This is a genomic window from Kitasatospora sp. NPDC040550, from assembly GCF_055594965.1.
Map to the genome: position 1 here is coordinate 209592 of NZ_JBVIWC010000005.1, position 17849 is coordinate 227440.

General features: G+C 75.4%; 16 protein-coding genes and 1 pseudogene. 6 read left to right on the plus strand and 11 right to left on the minus strand.

Going from position 1 to position 17849, the window contains the following annotated elements:
* Both ACZ58X_RS10550 and ACZ58X_RS10555 read left to right on the plus strand, forming a co-directional pair.
* On the plus strand, positions 1-540 hold the full coding sequence (locus ACZ58X_RS10550; protein WP_470333266.1) for an SRPBCC family protein: 540 nt from the start codon (positions 1-3) through the stop codon (positions 538-540).
* Between the two features lies 1 nt (position 541).
* On the plus strand, positions 542-1438 hold the full coding sequence (locus ACZ58X_RS10555; protein WP_470333267.1) for a maleylpyruvate isomerase family mycothiol-dependent enzyme: 897 nt from the start codon (positions 542-544) through the stop codon (positions 1436-1438).
* 7 nt (positions 1439-1445) lie between these two features.
* On the opposite strand, the gene ACZ58X_RS10560 is transcribed toward ACZ58X_RS10555, so the two are convergent.
* Both ACZ58X_RS10560 and ACZ58X_RS10565 read right to left on the minus strand, forming a co-directional pair.
* Positions 1446-2075, minus strand: a complete 630-nt coding sequence (locus tag ACZ58X_RS10560) for an ankyrin repeat domain-containing protein (RefSeq protein WP_470333268.1) — start codon at positions 2073-2075, stop codon at positions 1446-1448.
* Between the two features lie 188 nt (positions 2076-2263).
* A complete protein-coding gene (locus ACZ58X_RS10565) occupies positions 2264-2842 on the minus strand; it encodes a TetR/AcrR family transcriptional regulator (RefSeq protein ID WP_470333269.1) in 579 nt (192 codons plus the stop codon).
* Positions 2843-3060: 218 nt separating this feature from the next.
* On the opposite strand from ACZ58X_RS10565, the gene ACZ58X_RS10570 reads away from it, so the two are divergent.
* On the plus strand, positions 3061-4098 hold the full coding sequence (locus tag ACZ58X_RS10570; RefSeq protein ID WP_470333270.1) for a medium chain dehydrogenase/reductase family protein: 1038 nt from the start codon (positions 3061-3063) through the stop codon (positions 4096-4098).
* Between the two features lie 323 nt (positions 4099-4421).
* Here ACZ58X_RS10570 and ACZ58X_RS10575 read toward each other — a convergent pair whose 3' ends face one another.
* Positions 4422-4865, minus strand: a complete 444-nt coding sequence (locus ACZ58X_RS10575) for a hypothetical protein (protein WP_470333271.1) — start codon at positions 4863-4865, stop codon at positions 4422-4424.
* A gap of 298 nt (positions 4866-5163) precedes the next feature.
* Here ACZ58X_RS10575 and ACZ58X_RS10580 point away from each other — a divergent pair, with 298 nt between their 5' ends.
* On the plus strand, positions 5164-8283 hold the full coding sequence (locus tag ACZ58X_RS10580; RefSeq protein WP_470333272.1) for a phosphocholine-specific phospholipase C: 3120 nt from the start codon (positions 5164-5166) through the stop codon (positions 8281-8283).
* A gap of 71 nt (positions 8284-8354) precedes the next feature.
* Here ACZ58X_RS10580 and ACZ58X_RS10585 read toward each other — a convergent pair whose 3' ends face one another.
* Positions 8355-8837, minus strand: a complete 483-nt coding sequence (locus tag ACZ58X_RS10585; RefSeq protein WP_470333273.1) for a MarR family winged helix-turn-helix transcriptional regulator — start codon at positions 8835-8837, stop codon at positions 8355-8357.
* A 42-nt stretch (positions 8838-8879) separates the two neighbouring features.
* On the opposite strand from ACZ58X_RS10585, the gene ACZ58X_RS10590 reads away from it, so the two are divergent.
* A complete protein-coding gene (locus ACZ58X_RS10590; protein WP_470333274.1) occupies positions 8880-9872 on the plus strand; it encodes an alpha/beta hydrolase in 993 nt (330 codons plus the stop codon).
* 39 nt (positions 9873-9911) lie between these two features.
* Here the strand turns inward: ACZ58X_RS10590 and ACZ58X_RS10595 are convergent, their stop codons facing one another.
* The 4 genes and pseudogenes from ACZ58X_RS10595 to ACZ58X_RS10610 all read right to left on the minus strand — a co-directional run.
* On the minus strand, positions 9912-11123 hold the full coding sequence (locus ACZ58X_RS10595; protein ID WP_470333275.1) for an MFS transporter: 1212 nt from the start codon (positions 11121-11123) through the stop codon (positions 9912-9914).
* Between the two features lie 139 nt (positions 11124-11262).
* Positions 11263-11952 carry a hypothetical protein gene (locus ACZ58X_RS10600; RefSeq protein ID WP_470333276.1) on the minus strand — a complete coding sequence of 230 codons (690 nt, stop codon included), beginning with the start codon at positions 11950-11952 and terminating at the stop codon, positions 11263-11265.
* A gap of 188 nt (positions 11953-12140) precedes the next feature.
* Positions 12141-13532 carry an erythromycin esterase family protein gene (locus tag ACZ58X_RS10605; protein WP_470333277.1) on the minus strand — a complete coding sequence of 464 codons (1392 nt, stop codon included), beginning with the start codon at positions 13530-13532 and terminating at the stop codon, positions 12141-12143.
* A gap of 289 nt (positions 13533-13821) precedes the next feature.
* Positions 13822-14157: pseudogene (locus ACZ58X_RS10610) on the minus strand (amidohydrolase family protein); the annotation flags it as partial.
* Positions 14158-14569: 412 nt separating this feature from the next.
* Between ACZ58X_RS10610 and ACZ58X_RS10615 the strand changes: the two are divergent.
* Positions 14570-15247, plus strand: a complete 678-nt coding sequence (locus ACZ58X_RS10615; RefSeq protein ID WP_470333278.1) for a DUF6461 domain-containing protein — start codon at positions 14570-14572, stop codon at positions 15245-15247.
* A gap of 308 nt (positions 15248-15555) precedes the next feature.
* On the opposite strand, the gene ACZ58X_RS10620 is transcribed toward ACZ58X_RS10615, so the two are convergent.
* The 3 genes from ACZ58X_RS10620 to ACZ58X_RS10630 form a co-directional block, all read right to left on the minus strand.
* Positions 15556-16155 carry an HAAS signaling domain-containing protein gene (locus ACZ58X_RS10620; protein ID WP_470333279.1) on the minus strand — a complete coding sequence of 200 codons (600 nt, stop codon included), beginning with the start codon at positions 16153-16155 and terminating at the stop codon, positions 15556-15558.
* The gene (locus ACZ58X_RS10625; protein ID WP_470333280.1) at positions 16152-16538 is read right to left on the minus strand and encodes a PadR family transcriptional regulator; all 387 of its coding nucleotides are present in this window, start codon (positions 16536-16538) and stop codon (positions 16152-16154) included. The genes ACZ58X_RS10620 and ACZ58X_RS10625 overlap by 4 nt, the downstream gene beginning before the upstream one ends.
* A 213-nt stretch (positions 16539-16751) precedes the next feature.
* Entirely contained in the window at positions 16752-17486 is a 735-nt protein-coding gene (locus tag ACZ58X_RS10630; RefSeq protein ID WP_470333281.1) for an NUDIX domain-containing protein, read from the minus strand.
* Positions 17487-17849: the final 363 nt, after the last annotated feature.

Sequence of the window (17849 nt, forward strand, 5' to 3'; positions counted from 1 at the left end):
ATGCGGTACGCCGATGGTCCCGGCGCGGAGTGCGAGGTGTTCGTCCGGGCGGCGGTGGAGCGGGTCTGGGCGCTGGTGACCGACATCGCCCTGCCCGCCCGGCACAGCCCGGAGCTCCAGCGCGTCGCCTGGCTGGACGGCGCGGACGGCGCGGACGGCCCGGCGCTGGGCGCCCACTTCGAGGGGTACAACCGGCGGGCGGGGATGCCCGATTGGCGGACCGTCTCCGAGGTGGTGGAGCTGGTCGAGCACCGCGCCTTCGCCTGGGCCGTCCTGGACACGGACGGCCGCTTCGGCGCCCCGGTGGCGGACCCGACCGGTGCGCTGGCCCGGTGGCGCTTCGAGCTGCGCCCCGAGGACGGCGGCACCCGGGTGCGGCACTCGGTGGTGCTCGGCCCGGGCCGCAGCGGGGTCACCCGGGCCATCGACGCCCGGCCGGAGGCGGAGGAGAAGATCGTCGCCTTCCGTCTGGGGGAGCTGCGGACCGGGATGGCGGCGACGCTGGAGGGCATCAAGTCGACGGCCGAGGGCGTGGGTTGAGGTGCCGGAGCTCGACCGTTCGGAGCTCGACTGTACGGAGCTCGACTGTACTGAGCTCGACCTTTCGGAGCTCGACCTTTCGGAGCTCGACCGTACCGAGTTCGTCCGCTCGGATCCGGACCGTTCCGGGCTCGACTGGCCGGGGCTCGCCGAGCCCGACCGCCCGGTGGGCTTCGACGGGCTGCTCGCCGAGCTCCGGGCGTCGGCGGCGCGCCTGTGCGCGGAGCTGGCGCCGCTGACCGACCGGCAGGCCCGTGAGCCCTCGCTGCTCCCCGGCTGGAGCCGGGGCCATGTGCTCACCCACCTCGCCCGGAGCGCCGACGCCTACCGCTGGATGCTCGCCCTGGCCCGTACCGGCAGCGAGCCCGGGCCGCGCGCCGACGCCGCCGAGCTGGACCGGCGGCTGCGCGAGGGCGCGGGGCGCGCCGCCGAGGTGCTGGTCGCCGACCTGCGGGACGGTCTGGACGGGCTGCTGCGGGACGCGGCTCGGCTGCCCGCCGGGCGTCGGGACGTCCTGGTCCCGGCGCTGGCGGGCTGGCGGCACCCGGCCTGGTACCTGCTGTGGCGGGCCTGGCGGGAGTTGGAGGTGCACGCGGTCGACCTGGGCCTCGGCCGCGGGCCGGCCGACTGGCCCGCGCCGTTCGTCCGGGCGGCCCTGGCCGAGACGGCCGCGGCGCAGGCCGTACGGGCGGTGCCGCTGGCCCGGGTGGAGGCCGTGGACCTCGGCTGCGGCTGGGTGATCGGCGGGGCGGGCCCGGTGGTGAGCGGCCCCGGGCACGCGCTGCTCGCCTGGTTGGCCGGGCGCGGCCCGCTGGCGGGCCTGCGGGTCGACGACGGGCTGCCGGCGCCGCAGGTGCTGCCGGTCTGGCCGTTGCCACCGGTGCCCGGTTGGGGGTGAGGTCCGCTCAGGAGGCGGGCGGGTGCTCCTCCGCCTGCCGGAGTACGGCCGCCAGGTCGTGGAAGCCCCGCCGTTCGGCCAGGGTGCGGGCGGTGGCGCCGTCGGCGTCGGGGAGGTGGGGGTCGGCGCCGTGGGCGAGCAGGACCTCGACGATCTCGCGGTGCGCGGGGCCGCCGTCACCGAGCAGGACCGCCTCCAGGAGGGCCGTCCAGCCGAGGTCGTTGACGTGGTTCACGTCGATGTCGGTCTCGCCGAGCACCGCCCGTACGTAGGCGACGTGGCCGCGCTCGGCGGCCGGGATGACCGAGACGCCGCCGTAGCGGTTGCGGCGGGTGAGGTCGGGCCCGCCGGGGAGGAGGGCGCGCATCATCGGCACGCTGCCGGTGACGCCGGTGACCAGCCACGGGCTGTTCAGCTGCTGGTCCTGGGCGTTGACGTCGGCGCCGGCCCCGACCAGCAGCCGGGCGGCGGCGACCCGGTCGGCGAAGGCGGCCCGCAGCAGCGGGGTGCGGCCCTCGGCGTCCCGCGCCTCGACGTTCGCGCCGGCGGCCAGGGCCGTGCGGAGCGCGTCGAGGTCGCCGTGCTCGGCGGCGTCCAGCAGGGCGCGGTCGGCGGGGGACAGCGGGCGGTCGGTCATGGTGGGGCTCCTTCTCGTGGGCGGGGGCGGTGGTGCTCGCCACCAGCCTGGCGGCTCGGGGTGCCCCGTGGCATCGGCGGGGTGGGGCGGACCGGGGCAGCGGAACGGCGTACGGCGGGGTCGACCGATCGGTCGACCCCGCCGATCCCGCTCCTGCCCCCGCCGGCCGCGCCTGTCCGGCCGCCCGGCTACTCGGCCTTGAGGTGCGCCAGCGTGACGATCAGCCGGTCGGCGATGCCCTCCGGCCATGGAAAGGCGACCGTGACCGCGCGCTGGTGGGCCAGTCCGTGCAGGCCCAGCCAGAGGGCCACGGTGTCCGCGAACGGGTCGGTGCTGGTGGACGCGCCGGTGGCGACGCACGCCTCCAGGGTCTCGACGAACAGGTGCAGCAGCTCCTGGCCGAGGGTGACCATGTCGTCCGCCGTCACGGTGGTGTCCTGGAGCGCGGGCACCCAGACGCCGCCGAACATGGTGCGGTAGCGCTCGGGGTGCTCCCGGGAGTACTCCAGATAGGCGTGGCAGAGGGCGGTGAGCCGCTGCCGGGGGTCGTCGTCGGCCGCGTCGACGGCGGTGCGCAGCCGGGCCTCCATCTGCTCGAAGGCCTGCCGCACCACAGCCAGCATGATGGCCGGCTGGTCGGGGAAGTGGCGGTAGATCGAGGGGGCGGCGATCCCGACCCGGCGGGCGACCGACCGCAGGGTGACGGCGGTCTCGGTACCGGCCTCGTCGAGCAGTTCGACCGCGGCGGCCACGATGTCCTCGCGCAAGCGGGCGCCTTCCCCACGACGGTTGCGAGCGCGGACGGGGGCTGTGCTCGGTTCGTTTCCCATGGCGTGAGCTTACAGGTGAAAACTTACGAGCGGCAGCTCTTGTCAGCCGTGAGCTTACGTGTGTAACTTTACGGCCGTAGCCACCGTCGCTGCCACCGCCACTGCCATCGGCGCCGTCACCGTCACCGTCACCACTGAGCCGAACGGAGCACACCGTGAACACCACCGTCGTCACCCACGCCACCGAGGTCGTCCTGCCGGGCGAGGTCGAGCCGAGCGGCCTCCGGCTGCGCACCCGCGACCTCCCGCCGCCGAGCGCGGGCCACGTCCTGCTCCGGATGGACGCCACCGGGGTCTCCTTCGCCGAGCAGCAGATGCGCCGCGGCAAGTACTACGACCAGCCGCCGTTCCCCTTCGTGCCCGGCTACGACGTGGTCGGCACCGTGGTCGCGACCGGCCCCGGCGTCGAGCCCGCGATGGTCGGGCGCCGCTTCGCCGCCGTCACCAAGACCGGCGCCTGGGCCAGCCACCTGCTGCTCGACGCCGCCGACGTCGTCCCGGTGCCGGACGGCGTGACGGCCGCCGACGCGGAGACCGTCGTGGTCAACGGCGTGACGGCCTGGCAGATGCTGCACCGGACCGCCAAGGTGCGCCGGGGCGGCACGATCGTCGTGCTCGGCGCCAACGGCGGCGTCGGCTCGACCCTGGTCCAACTGGCCCGGCACGCCGGGATCACGGTGATCGGCACGGCCTCCGCGCGGCACCACGACACCGTCCGCGCCCTGGGTGCGACCCCGGTCGACTACCGCGACCCCGACCTCTACCGGCGCATCCGGGAGCTCGCGCCGGACGGCGTCGACGCGGTGTTCGACCACGTCGGCGGCGCCGGGCTGGAGCAGTCCTGGGCGCTGCTGCGCCGCGGCGGGGTCCTGGTCTCCTACGGCACCGCCGCCACCAAGGACGAGGCCGGCAACTCGCAGCTCCCGGTGTTGAAGCTGTTCGCCCGGCTCGCGCTGTGGAACAACCTGCCCAACGGCCGGTCCGCGCACTTCTACAACTTCTGGGCGGGCAAGCGCCGCCCGGTGGCCTTCCGGGCCCGTCTGCGCGAGGACCTCACCCAGGTGCTGGCCCTGCTCGCCGACGGCACGCTCACCGCCCAGATCGCCGCCGCGTTCCCGCTCGACGAGGCCGCGGCCGCGCTCGCCCTGGCCGAGTCGCGCACCGTCGCGGGCAAGGTCGTCATCGTCCCGTAGCCCGGGGACGGCGTCGGCCGGATACCCGAACCCCCCTTCGCCGCCACAGGATTGGAGCTCCACCCATGTCCGACCCAGTCGCTGCCCGGACCGTCCGCCGCCGCTGGTGGTCCCTGTGGTCCCTGTGGGCCTGATGGCGGTGTCGGCGGTCGGCATCGCGGCCGGCTTCGTTCCGCCGTACCCGACCGGTTCCTGTCCACCGCGGCCCAGGCCTACCGGACGATCCGGCGCGGCGAGGTGCAGCTGCACCGGATCTGGATGATCCGGAACTACGCCCTGACCGGCCGAGCGGGCCGAGCGGGCGGAGCCCGGCCGACCGCCGGTCAGGCGGTGTCGGCGGTGGTCGCCGCGATGCGGGCCTCGATCTCGGCCAGGATCGGCCGGTAGGCCTCCTCGTAGGTGTGCATCCGGTCCAGGCACTCGGCGAACAGCCGCCGGGAACGGGACTTCCGGTGGGGCAGCAGGCCGTAGCGGCGCAGGCGCACCGAGCGCATGTCGACCATGAACCCGGGCCGGCAGCGCACGCCGTGGGCGTGCCGGACGGTCTCCTCGGCCTCGCGCAGCAGGCTCAGGTAGGCGTCGTGGCCGACCTTCCAGCGCGCGGCCTCCTCCGCGGTGCCCGGCACCTCGACGCCGCGCACGGGCGGCAGGGCCGGGTCGACGATGTCGTAGAGGGTGAACTCCAGCCCCTCGGGGGCCTGGGCCCAGGACATCACCCGCCACGGCCACGGGATCAGGGTGTAGCTGCGCTGCTGTACGCGGATCACGCGGTTCCCCCCGGTGTCGGTGCGCATCGGTCCGGCGGCCGGGGCCTGCTGCCCGGGCCTGGCGTCAGCGTAGAGGATGCCGCCGGTGCGGCGGCGGCCGTCGGCACGATCGCCGGGCCGTTGATCATCGGGCGTCAAGTTGTCTGTACAGCTCCGGGTTTCTTGACGGCCACCGGCCGGCCACCGGACTCCGCCGCTGCGTCCACCTCGGTCTCGTAGACCTGACGGGTCTGGCACGAACGGCCAGTCCCGGGCCGGTACCGAAGGCCCAGGGTCCGTCAGCAAGGAGCCCCACCCCATGAGTCCGAAGCCCGAACTGTCGCGCCGCAGCCTCCTCGGCGGCACGGCGGCGGCCGCGGTGCTGTCCGCCCTCCCGCTCAGCGTCCAGCAGGCGCTCGCCGCGCCGGCCCGGCCCGGACGGCTGGCCGACATCGAGCACGTCGTGGTGTTCATGCAGGAGAACCGCGCGTTCGACCACTACTTCGGCACCCTGGCGGGCGTCCGGGGCTTCGGGGACCGCACCGCCGTGCGCGGCGTCGACGGGCGCTCGGTGTTCCACCAGCCGGACCCGAGCCGCAAGGAGGGCCACCTGCTGCCCTTCGCGATGAACGCCGCCCACACCAGCGCCTACCAGCAGGGCGCGCCCGCCTTCGGCTTCGTCGACTCGATGAACGCCTGGAACGACGGCCGGGCCGACGGCTCGGTCACCCGCCGCTCCGCCGGCTGGCTCGGCCAGGGCTACTACGAGTCCGCGGACATGCCCTTCTACCACGCGCTGGCCTCGGTGTTCACGGTCTGCGACGCCTACTACGCGTCCGTGCAGTGCAACACCAACACCAACCGCGAACACCTGATGACCGGGACCAGCGGCGGCACCGTGCGGGACACCCCGGTGACCGACAACACCGAGATCCCCGGCGGCTACGAGTGGACCACCTACGCCGAGCGCCTGGAGCGGGCCGGCGTCAGCTGGAAGACCTACCAGGCGCTCGACAACTTCGACGACAACGCGCTCGCCTGGTTCGCCCCCTTCGTCAGGGCCAAGCCCGGTGAGCCGCTGTACGAGCGCGGCATGCGGGCCGTCGGCGACCCGGCGAAGAAGGACGACCCCTTCGCGATGGGCGATGCCCTGGTCGAGGCCTTCACCGCCGACGTCAGGGCCGACCGGCTGCCGCAGGTGTCCTGGATCGTCGCCCCGGCCGCGCTCTCCGAGCACGCCAACTACGCGCCGCCGAACGGCGAGCACCTCACCGCCCGGCTGCTGTCGGCGCTGGCCGCCAGGCCCGAGGTGTTCCAGAAGACCGTCTTCATCCTCAACTACGACGAGCACGGCGGCTTCTTCGACCACCAGCTGCCGCCCGTCCCGCCGCTGGCGGCCGGCCGCGGCAGGTCCAACGTGCCGGTGGACGGCGAGGTCGTGGTCCGGGTGAGCAAGGCCGGGAAGACCTACCACCGGGTGGTCGGCCAGGACGGCCGGTACCGGGTGAAGGCCGCCGACGGCACGCTCGGCTGGTCCGACGCCCTGCCCGCCGGGGAGGCCCTGGTCTCCGGCCCCTACCCGATGGGCCTGGGTGTACGGGTGCCGATGGTGGTGGTCTCACCGTGGACCCGCGGTGGCGTGGTCGACTCCACCGTCTACGACCACACCTCCGTCCTGCGCTTCCTGGAACAGCGCTTCGGCGTCCAGGAGCCCAACATCAGCCCCTGGCGGCGCTCGGTCTGCGGCGACCTGACCCAGGTCTTCGACTTCTCCGGTCGCAACCCCGCCTGGCCGCAGCTGCCCGACACCAGCGGCAACCGGCAGAAGGTGGTCGACACCGGCAAGCTGCCCGCCCCCACCGTGCCCAGCCCGCAGACCTTCCCGCAGCAGCAGCGCGGCACCCGCTCCGCCCGCCCCGCGCCGTACGACCTGCTGGTCAAGCCGCGGCTCAAGGGCGACGAACTGACCCTGGACTTCGTCAACCAGGGCCGCCAGGGCGCGGTGTTCGCGCTCTACCCGGCCCCCGGGGAGGCGCCCCGGTACTACACGGTGGCGGCGAAGAGCCGGCTGTCGGACGTCTGGAAGGTCGGTCCGCAGGGCTACGACCTGCGGGTGCACGGCCCCAATGGCGCCCTGTGGCACCTGCGCGGCGACACCGCCTCGGCGTACGAGGTGTCGCTCTCGGAGGAGCGCGGCGGCACGGTGCTGGAGGTCGACGTCATCAACCGCTCGCGCACCGCCCGGACCTTCCTGGTCGGCGACCTCGCCTACGGCGACGGACTGCGCGAGGTGCGGGTCCCGGCCGGCGACGACCGGACCGTCAACATCACGGTGGGGCCCGAGGGTTGGTACGACGTCGCGGTGGGCGTCCTGGACGACCTGGGCTTCCGCCGCCGGATCGCCGGCCGCTTCCCGTGGGACGACCGCACCGTCACCGACCCGGCCCTCGGCCTGGCCGACCCGCTCACCGTGAACGTCGCCCTCGGCGCCCCCTCCGCCACCATCGACGAGCCGGTGCTGCTGCCCGGCCGCCCGGCCAGGGTCACCGCGACCTTCGCCGCCGCCGAGGCGCTCACCCGCTTCGAGGCCCAGCCGCTGCTCCCGCCCGGCTGGACGGCCACCGCCGTCACCGCGCCGCCCGCCGCGCTCGCCGCCGGAGCCACCGCGACCGCGGTCTGGGAGGTCACCCCGCCCGCCCGGCTGCCCGCCGGCGCCACCCACCGCCTGCTGGTCACCGCCCGCGCCCTGGCCGACGGCCGCTTCACCGTCGCGGACGGCGAACTCGCGGCCCGCCCGGCCCCGGTGATGACCGGCCACCTGCTGGACGAGGACTTCGAGTCGCTGGCCGGCGCGCTCCGGCCGGAGGGCGGCGTGCTCGGCTGGACGGCCCGGGCGCCCGAGGGCTGGTCGGTGGTCAACGCCCCCGGCATGCCGCAGGGCACCGTCCGGCTCCAGGGTTGGACCTTCCACACCAAGCGCGAGTGGACCGTCCCCGCCGGGCAGGACCGCGGCAACTTCGCCCGCGCCCTGGGCGTCGTCGCCGTCGCCGACCCGGACGACTGGGACGACACCGGCTCGCCGTCCCGCAAGGGCGTCTTCGACTCCACCCTGGTCTCGCCCGCCGTCCCGATCCCGGCCGGCACCGACACCCTCCACCTGGCCTTCGACTCCCACTACCGCCAGGAGGCACCGCAGAAGGCCGCCGTCACCGCGGTGTTCGACAACGGGGCGGAGACCCGGCTGGTCTTCTACAGCTCGGACGCCACCGGCAACGACAACGCGGGCAAGGACGCCCAGAACGTCCAGGTCGTCCGGCAGTTCGCGGTGCCGGCGGGCGCGCGGTCGGTGACCGTGAAGTTCCGGATGTACGACGCGGGCAACAACTGGTACTGGGCGGTGGACCACATCCGGCTGGACACCCGCCCGATCACGGGCTGACCCGGGGGCGCCGCGCCGGTCGTCGTCACGACCGGCGCGGTCGCCGTTTCCGGCCCGACGGCCGCGCCGGTTCAGCCCGTGGGGATGCCGACCTGGCCGCGTTCGAGGGCGGCGCGCAGGGTGGCCAGGGCCCCGGCCGCCGAGGACAGCGCGGCGGGGTCGAGGGTGTCCGCGAGCAGCTCGGCCAGGCCCTCGGTGACGGTCCGCTCCGCCTCCTCGACGAGCCGGGTGCCCTCGTCGGTCAGGACCAGCAGCGAGGACCGGCGGTCCGCCGGGTTCGGCCGGCGGGCGGCCCACCCCAGCTTCTCCAGGCGGTCGACGCCCTTGCTGGTCGCCCCGACGCCGATGGCGAACTCGGCGGCGAGGTCGGCCACCCGGCACCCGGGATGGCGGTGCAGGTGGCCCAGGAACTCGTACTGCGAGGTGACGATCCCGTGCCGCTCGCGGAGCCGGTCGTTGAGGGCGTTGTACAGCCGCGTCTCGCACCGAACCAGGTCGGCGAAGAACCCGGCGAGGCCGGATGCGGAGGGGGCGCCGTTCAATGTATCTTCCACGGCATATAGTGTACGGGAAGCTACTTAGGCGGGAGTGTGCCCATGAGCAGGGAACAGCGCGGCCAGGTCGACGCGATGCTACGGCAGTCGTCGCCCACCGGGCCCCGGTCGGTGGAGGAGATCCGGGCCGGCTTCCGGGCCCTGATGGCGGGAATGATCGTGCCCCACGACGCCATCCGCACCGAGTCGACCACCCTCGGCGGCCGGCCGGCCCTGCGGGTCCGGCCCAGGGGACCGGAGGGGAGCGGTTCGGCGGACGGCCCGGATCGTGCTCGGGAGGACGGGTCGGAGGGCGGGTCGGAGGCGACGATCCTGTACTTCCACGGCGGCGGCTGGGTCTTCGGCTCCCCCGAGACCGCGCTCTCGCTGACCGGGAACCTGGTGGCCAGGACCGGTGCCGGGGCGTACTCGCCGGACTACCGGCTGGCCCCCGAACACCCCTTCCCGGCTGCCGTCGAGGACTGCCTGAGCGCCTACCGGGCCCTCCTCGACCGGGGCGGGGACCCGGCCGCCATCGTCTTCGCGGGCGACTCCGCCGGCGGTGGACTCGCCGTCACCACCTGCCTCGCCGCCCGGGACGCGGGCCTGCCGCTGCCCGCCGCCCTGCTGGTCCTCTCCCCGGGCCTCGACGCCACCCGGAGCGGCGAGAGCATCCGGACCAAGGAGGGCATCGACCCGATCTTCACCCGCGCCGCCCTCGACCGCACCGGGGCCATGTACCTCGGCGGGGCGGACCCCCGGCAGCCGCTGCTCAGCCCGGTCCTGCACGCCGACCTGACCGGCTTCCCCCCGATGCTGATCCAGGTCGGCGGCAACGAACTGCTGCTGGACGACTCCACCCGCCTGGCCGCGCGGGCGCGCGAGGCGGGCGTGGACGTCATCCTCGACGTCACCGCCGACGCGCCGCACGTGTTCCAGGCCTTCGCCGGTGTCCTCGACGAGGCGGACGAGGCCCTCGACCGCGCCGCCCTCTTCCTGCGCCAGCGGCTCCGGGCCGGGCGGGCCGGGGCCGCCGCGCGGACCCCGGCCGAGTAGGCGCGGGCCCGGCCCAGCGGGCGCGGGCCGGCGCCGGGGTCAGACCGCGGCGCCGGCCCGTGCCAGGCGCAGCAGGTAGGCGCCGGAGACGGCGGCCAGCACGCCCATGCAGGCGGCGAACACCAGGCCCGCATGGGCCAGGCCGAGCGGCCCGGTGAGCAGCCCGACGCCGATCACCGGGATCGAGATGCCGAAGTAGCCGACCACGAAGAGGGCCGAGAGCGCCCCGCCACGGTGCTCCGGCGGGCTCGCGGCGGCGACCTCGCCCACCGCGCCGCGCAGCCCCATGCCCTGCCCGGCGCCGCCCACCAGCGCGGCCGACACCAGCAGCGCCAGGACGGCCCACGCCAGCGAACCCGCCAGCAGCGCCAGACCGGCGATCAGCACCAGGCAGCCCAGCGGCACGGCCCGCGCGGTGCCCAGCCGGGGGACGAGCAGCTGACCGAGGGTCGAGGCCAGGAAGGCCGACGAGACGATCAGGCCGACCAGAGCGCGGTTGTGCACGTCCAGCCCCTCGGCGAGGAAGGCCGGCGCGACCGAGGTGAACAGCCCCAGCAGGGAGAACCCGGCGAAGGCCGCGATCCCGGCCGGCAGGAACACCCGCCGCACCTCCGGCGGCAGGCTGGGCCGGACCGGCCGGGCGGTGCGCAGCGGACGGGCGCCGACCACCGTCTCCGGCAGCCGCAGCAGCACGCCGAAGGCGGCGGCGAGCAGCACCAGGTGCGCCACGAAGGGCAGCACCAAGGGGCGCGGCGCGTACTGGGAGAGCAGCCCCGCCAGCAGCGGGCCGCAGCCCAGGCCGCCCATGTTGGCGGCCGTCGCGACGAAGCCCGCGCGGCCCCGGTGCCCCGGCGGTGCCAGCTCCAGCACGTACGCCGTGGCGGTGCCGGTGAACACCCCCGCCGACAACCCCGACAGCAGCCGCCCCAGGCAGAGCAGCAGCACGCTGTCCGCGGCCAGGAACACGACGGCGCTCAGGGCCGCGGCGGCCAGCCCGCACAGCAGCACGGGCCGGCGCCCGACGGCGTCGGACACGTTCCCGACCAGCAGCAGCACCCCGATCACCCCGAAGGCGTACACGGCGAACACCACCGTCACCGTCAGTTCGGAGAAGCCGATCCGCTCCTGGTAGAGCCCGTACAGCGGGGTGGGCAGGGTGGTCCCGGTCATGCAGACCGCGAAGGCGAAGGCGGCGAGCAGATATCCGGCCCCGCCGACGACGGGACCGGCAGCGCGATGATCGGTCACCAACCCACGATAGGCACCCGGGCGGTACGGGCCCACGGCGTGCGGCCGCACACTGGGCCGACCGGCCGTACGGCGCGGGTGCCGCTTCCGCTGCGGTCGCCTCCGGCACGGCCGTCGACCCGCTGGCCCCGTGCGGGGCGGGTCAGGGTGTCGCGGCCCAGCCGACGGCACCGACCAGCAGGCAGGCGCCGGCCGCCAGCAGGCAGCCGAGGCCGGCCCACAGGAGGGCGCGCACTGCCCTGTTGTTCTGCGGGAACAGCCCGGCCGGGAGCCGGCCGCCGGCCGGTACGGTGCCGATGGCCAGGCCGAGCAGCCAGAGGCCGAACGCGGCGACCGGGATCACGGCGAGCAGTCCGGCCAGGTCGCCCGTCGCGTGGGCGAGGCCCGTGCTGTGGGAGCCGCCGTCGCCGTACTCGACGGGGAGGACGGCGCCGATGCGGTGGGCGCCGCTGATCGGCGAGCCCTCGACCACCGTCCGGCCGTCGTCGGAGCGGAACGCGCCGGCGCAGGAGGTGATCAGCCCGGGCTTGGCCGGGTTGTCGCCCCAGCAGCGCTCCACGGTCAGCTCGCCCGGTCGGCCGCTGAGGCGGGCCGCGTAGGCGAAGGCGGTGCCGGCGGCCCGGCCGCCCAGGACGGCGAGGGCGACGGTCGCCGTACCGAGGACGAACAGGGCCAGGAAGCCCACGCCCCGGTTCTGCGGTTGCGGCCGGGCGGCGGCGGCCTGCTGGGAGGTGGGGGCCCGCCGGGACGCGGTGGTCTGGCGGGAGGCGGCGGACTGTCGGGCGGCGGCGGACTGCCGGGCGCCACGGGCCGGCCTCTTCTTGCTGCTCATGACCGGTTCCGCTGTTCCTTGCCGTCGCGTTGCCCCCGGCCGGGTGGGGCCGCCGGGAGCGATGGGGGGCCGATCATGTCAGACCGCCTCGGCCTCGGTGGAACCGGGGACCGGGAGCGCCGCCGGAGCGGCCGCCGCGGGGGAACGGTTGGTGCACGCCGCGGGCTGAGGCCGGGGGAGAGGGGCGCTCAGAGCTTGTCGGCCGCGCGGACCCGGTGGAGGTGGATCAGCACGTCGTAGCTGGCGCCGAGGGCGAGGGTGGGCAGCGGGGTGCTGGTGAAGGTGGTGCCGGCGTCGTAGGTGGGGCGGGCGGTGTCCAGCCAGGCGCGGGCGGTGGGCGGGGCCTGGCGCAGGTCGAGGTAGTAGTCGCGGGGGCGGACCCGGTCGAGCAGGTACTCGTTCATGCCGAGCGTGGCCGGCGGCACGGTGGTGCTGCGCCAGTCGTCGGCGAAGGCGTCGGCCTCGGTGAGGAAGGAGCCGCTGCCGAAGGTGAAGCCGATGCCGACGTAGCCGGCGCCGAGCGCCTCGCGCAGGTGGGCGCCCTGCGGCGTGGGGTAGTGGACCGGGTCGCTGGCCCGGTAGCCGACGTGGCCGTTGTGCGCCGAGAGCAGCACCTTGCCGCCGTGGCGGCGCTGCCACCACAGGGTGTTGTCGGCCATCGCCCGGTCGCGGAGCACCTGGGCGACGACGACGGAGGCGCTGTCGTCGACCTGGATGGTGGTGAAGGCGAAGGTCCGGGCGATGTTGCGGGCGTGCTGGACGGCCCACTCGTAGTCCGCGTCGCCGTCCCGGCCGGCGGCGGTGACCAGGTCCAGCGCCTGCTGCGCCAGGTCCGCGTTGCGCCGGCGCTCGGGCAGCGGGGTGCGGCTGACGTAGCCGATGGCGTCGGAGAACGGCCGCAGGGCGGCGTAGGACTGCTCGACGCTCGACAGCGAGGCGGGGGCGGCCTTCCGCAGGTAGGCGGTGACCTCGGCGAAGGGCTGCTCGCCGATCCCGGGGAAGCCGAGGTCGGTGCCCACGAAGTGGACCGGGTGCTGCGGGCCGCTCCGGTTGTACGCCCGCATCCAGCTGATGAGGTCGGCGAACTCCCGCCGCTGCCAAGGCGATCCGGCCATCACCCGGCGCACCAGCGTACGGGCGTCGCCGTCGCCCTGGCCCTGCACGAACGCGTCGACCAGCAGGCCCGCCGACCAACTGGCCTCCAGGGCGAAGGTGGTGAAGCCCTTCTCCTCGACCAGGTAGCGGAACACCCGGTGCTTCATGGTGAAGAACTCGTGCGAGCCGTGGGTGGCCTCACCCAGGCCGACCACCCGGGCGTCGCCGATCATCGCGCCCAGCGCCCGCAGCCCGGCGGCCGGGGCGTCGGGCTCGGTGGAGCGCAACGGGTGGGCGATCCGGTCGAGTTCGGCGGAGACCGTCGCGCTCTGCGGGACCGGCCGGGAGGCCGTCGGGCCGGTGGCTGCGGTGGTGGCTGCCGCTGCGGTGGCGGCCGTCGCCGGGATGAGCAGGGCGGCGGTCGCCGTCGCCGTGGTGGCGGTCAGCAGGGTCCGTCGGTCGATCGGGGTCCGGGTCACGGTCATGATGGCTACTCCACGGCTCGTCGGTTCAATTCGTCCGGCGGTGTGGGCCGGTGAGAGAATCCTCTGCCGTGGAGGGGGTGGGGCGCGCTGGGGAGGGCCGCCAGGTTTCTCGGGGGGAAGCCCCCACCCACCCAGGCCCCCTGGGGGCACCTGGACGGTTCCCCTGGGGCCACCTGGACGGATGGGCGGGCTGCTGGTAGGCGGTGGGAGGGGGCTGGTCCGCCCTTGTGCCGGGTGTGCTGGGTGTTCCGGGTGTGTCGGGTGTGTCGGATGTTCAGCGTGCTCCCGGTCAGCAGAGCCGGTCGGCGCGGTGGGTGGGGCGGCCGTCCAGGACGGTGAGCAGGACCGGGACCTCGGCGAGCTCGGTGGCGGGGGTGGCGAGGGGATCGGCGGCGAGGACGGTGAGGTCGGCCCGGTGGCCGACCGCGATCCGGCCCGCCACCTGCTCCTCGCCCGCCGCGAAGGCCGGGTTGACGGTCATCGCGCGCAGCGCCTCCAGGGCGGTGAGGGCCTGGCGGGGGTTGTGCGGGGGCCGGCCGAGGTCGCGGGTGGGGCGCCGGTGGCGCGCCCCCGCCATCACACCCAGCGGCGGGTAGGGGGCGATCGGCCAGTCGGAGCCGAGCACGCGGGGCGCGTGGTCGTAGCCGACGGCCTCCAGATGGCGGAGCAGGTCGTGCACCGCTGAGGTCCATGGTCCGACCGGCCGGTGCACCGTGTTGCCGATGCGCTCGACCCGACCGAGGTCTGGTGCAGTAACCCGGCAACCGTGGCGGGGGAACTGCCGCGGTGCAAGCGGAAATCGCGCCCTCGCACCGGCCGCAGCGGACCGCAGCCGGATCGCCGAGGCCAGGACAGCAGGCGGTGGGCGGCGGTGGTGCCGGGCGGACGGCGCTGCGCCAACGGCGCTCGGCCCCAGGTGCGTTCCTCTCGGGCCGCCCCTCCGCCCGGCCGTTCGCCGTTGGCTGTCGGCGATCTCGGTTAGGGTGCGGACCGGCTGCGCCTGGCCATCTCAGGGCCGGCGCGAGGGGAGGGGCGTCATGATCGGCGTCATCGGTGAGGGTTCGCGCGGGGTCGAGGAGCGGGGTGGTGAGGGCATCCAGTGGTTGGCGGACGCCGGTGGCGAGGTGAGCGGAGTGGTGTTCGCCCGGGGGATCCCGCCGCAGGAACTCGCCCGCCGGATGGGGGCCGACCCGGCTGCCGCCACCGGGCCGATCAGCGGGCGGGAGATCTGGGACCTGGACATCGAGGTCTACCGGCCCGGTGACGACGGCGACGGCGTGATCCGGGTCGGCGAGGCGGACGGTTGGTCCTTCGCGATCGAGTACGGGGACTCCACCGGCGGCGAACTGCTCACCGAGATAGCGCGCGAGGGCGCGGAGGTGGTGCACTTCCGGCCGATGCCAGAGCAGCCGCCCGCCCTGCTCGACTACGCGCGGGACGGCGCCGTGCTGTGCGGCTTCGGCCTGGGGGAGGAGCGGTGGCGCTGGGGCCGGCAGCCCGATCTGCTCGTACCGGAGCTGATCGCCGCGAACGTCCTGGAAGCGGACGGCGTCACCTCCTGCGCCCCCGGGCGCGCGCCCGACGCCGTAGCGCGGCGGCGGACCCTCGGCGCGGTCGGGCGGCGCTTCGGGCTGTGCCTGCCCCGGGCCGTCCTGGGCGAGGCGCGGCTGCCGGCGTACGTGGTGCGCGGCAGGCCGGGGCTGGAACTGCACTGAGCCCGGCGGCGGGGGCGAGTACGGCGGGGGCGAGTACGGCGGCTGCGCCGACTGCGGGGACGACCGCAGGGGCGCCGGCGGGAACGACAGCGGTGCGACGGTGACGGTGACGGTGACGGTGACGGTGGGCATGGTGGTCATGGCGGTCATGGTGGGACTCCCTCCCGGGGCCCCACCGGCGGGGCCCCGATGACCGTCATCCTCGCCCGCCACCCGTCGCCCGCACATGTGCCGATCGGGAGGTTCCGCCGAGCGCAACCCCCTTGCACGGGTGCCGATCGGCCCACTCGCCGGTCGAGGCCCGACCCTCAGGCAGGGAGGTCCGCCGTCCGCACGCGAGCGGCGGCGCGGGACAGTCGGAGCGCGGCGACCGGGCTCGGGCAGAAGCCCAGGGCACAGGCGACGAGCAGGGTGCCAGCGGTGAGGCCGGTGGAGAACAGCGTGAACGCCACCATGATCGCGGGGACGAGCAGCAGCGGGGAGACCATGAGCACGGCGGCCTGCCGCTTCTCCCGGCGCGTCCACTGACGGGACCTGGTCACCCGGACGGCCGCGACGACGGCCGCGGCGAAGCCGAGCACGGGCCCGGCGACCGGGACCAGCGAGACCGGCAGGGCGAGGACGGCCAGAGCGAGGGTGGCGTTGGTCCAGCGGGCCGACTCCGGGGCGGGCGGCGTCTGCCCCTCCTCGGCGAGGGCGGCGTCGGCGATCTGCCGGGGGGTGCCGAGCTGTGCCAGGACGGAGCGGACGGCGTCGTCGTCGAGCGGGACGTCGGCGAGCGAGACCTCGACGTGCTCGCGCAGGTCGGCCAGCAGTTCGCGGCGGCGCTCGGGCGGCAGCGTGGCGGTACCGCGGGCGACGGCGTCGAGGTGAGCGCGGACCAGGGGGTGGTCGACGGGGTTGTTCACGGGTGCTCTCCCGGGGCGAGGACGTGGTCGATGGTGGCGCGGAAGGCGGGCCAGAGCGCGGTGAACTCCGCCAGGGCGTTCCGCCCCGCCTCGGTGAGGGTGTAGTACCGGCGGGACGGGCCACTGGCCGAGTCGCGCAGGAAGGTGTCGGCGAGCCCGGCGCGGCGCAGCCGGGACAGCAGCGGGTAGATGGTGCCCTGGCTGGTCGCCAGCATCGGGTGGCGGCCGAGCTCCTGGAGCAGCTCGACCCCGTAGCGGGGGCCGTCGCGCAGCAGGGCGAGGACGCAGTACTCCAGGACGCCCTTGCGCAGCTGGGTCGCGACCGGACCGTCGACCGGGCCGGGCTCGTCGCCACCGTCGGTGCTTGCGATGCCAGGTACCATGCAATGCAAGATAGCAGGCGAAGCAAGGTACCGGCCAGGGGCGCGCCCGGACGGCGGAACCCGGGGTCGGGGAGCGGGTTCCGCCGTCCGGGCCCGAGCACCGGGTCCCGCACCGGAAGCACCGCCGGTCGCGAGCCGTCGCTGGTCGCGACCCGCCGCCGGTCGCGAGCCGTCGCCGGTCGCGACCAGCCGCAGGCGCGCCCTGCGGGTGCGCTACTCCTCCCGCCGCACCGGCCGCCAGCCGGCCAGGTGCTCGGCGAGGACGGCGCCCGGGTCGGCCGTGGTGTCCCGCAGCGCGACCATGGCGGCGGTGATCACGTCGCACAGCTCGCCCTGGAGCTCGGCCACGGTGTGGCTGACGCCCTTGCGCGGGTTGGCGCCGAGCACGCCGAGCAGGGCCTCGGCGACCTCCCCGGCCTCCTCCTGGATCTTCACCACCTGGAGGGGCAGCAGCGGGAGGCCGACGGTCGCCCGGTGGTCGGACAGGTGGCGGTGGATGTCGTCGACCACCGCCCACTCCGGCGTCCGCCCGACCGCCAGCCGCGCCTCCAGCTGCCGCAGGTACCCCTTGAGCGCGGGCGGCAGCTTCATCCGCTGGGCCTCGGCGAAGGGGGCCAGCCGCAGCTCCTGGCCCTCCCCGAGGACCAGCTCCGCCGGGTCGACGTCGACCAGGGCGTGGAAGGCGCGGCGCCGCCGGCCCTCCGGGTCGGTGGCGGCCAGGACCGGGTGGAAGGGGAGCAGCCCGGGCACGTCCAGCCCGGTCTCCTCGCGCAGTTCGCGCACCGCCGTGCGGTACGGCGTCTCGCCGGGCTCGCGGTGGCCGCCGGGGACCACCCAGTGGGCGGGCCACGCGATGTCCGGCCTGTCGTCCCGGAGTTGGAGCAGGACCTCCTGCCGGCCGGTGGTGATGAAGACGTCCACGCTGGCGAAATCGCTGTCGGTGCTCAACGCGCCCTCCGTTTCGACGGTGCCCCGGGTCCCCGCCGTCCCGCGACGGCGGACTCCCCGGCTGCTCGCGGCCTACCCACGCCGCACCCGCGCCGCACCCACGCCGTACCGGGGCCGTACCCGCGCCGCCTCCGCGCCGCACCCGGGCAGTGCGCCCGCACCGGCCCCGCCGCACCCTCACCCGGTCGGCCGACGGCAGCCCGTCCGGCGCACGCCCCCCGTCCGGAGACTCCGACGGGCGTCGCCGCACCCGGGCCCCTAGGGTCTGTGGTGCGCCGACGGTGCCGGGCGCCGGGGCGCACGCCTCCCCGGCGCACCAGGCTTTCGCCGTCCTGCCACGCGCCGGTGCACCCGGCAGTACCG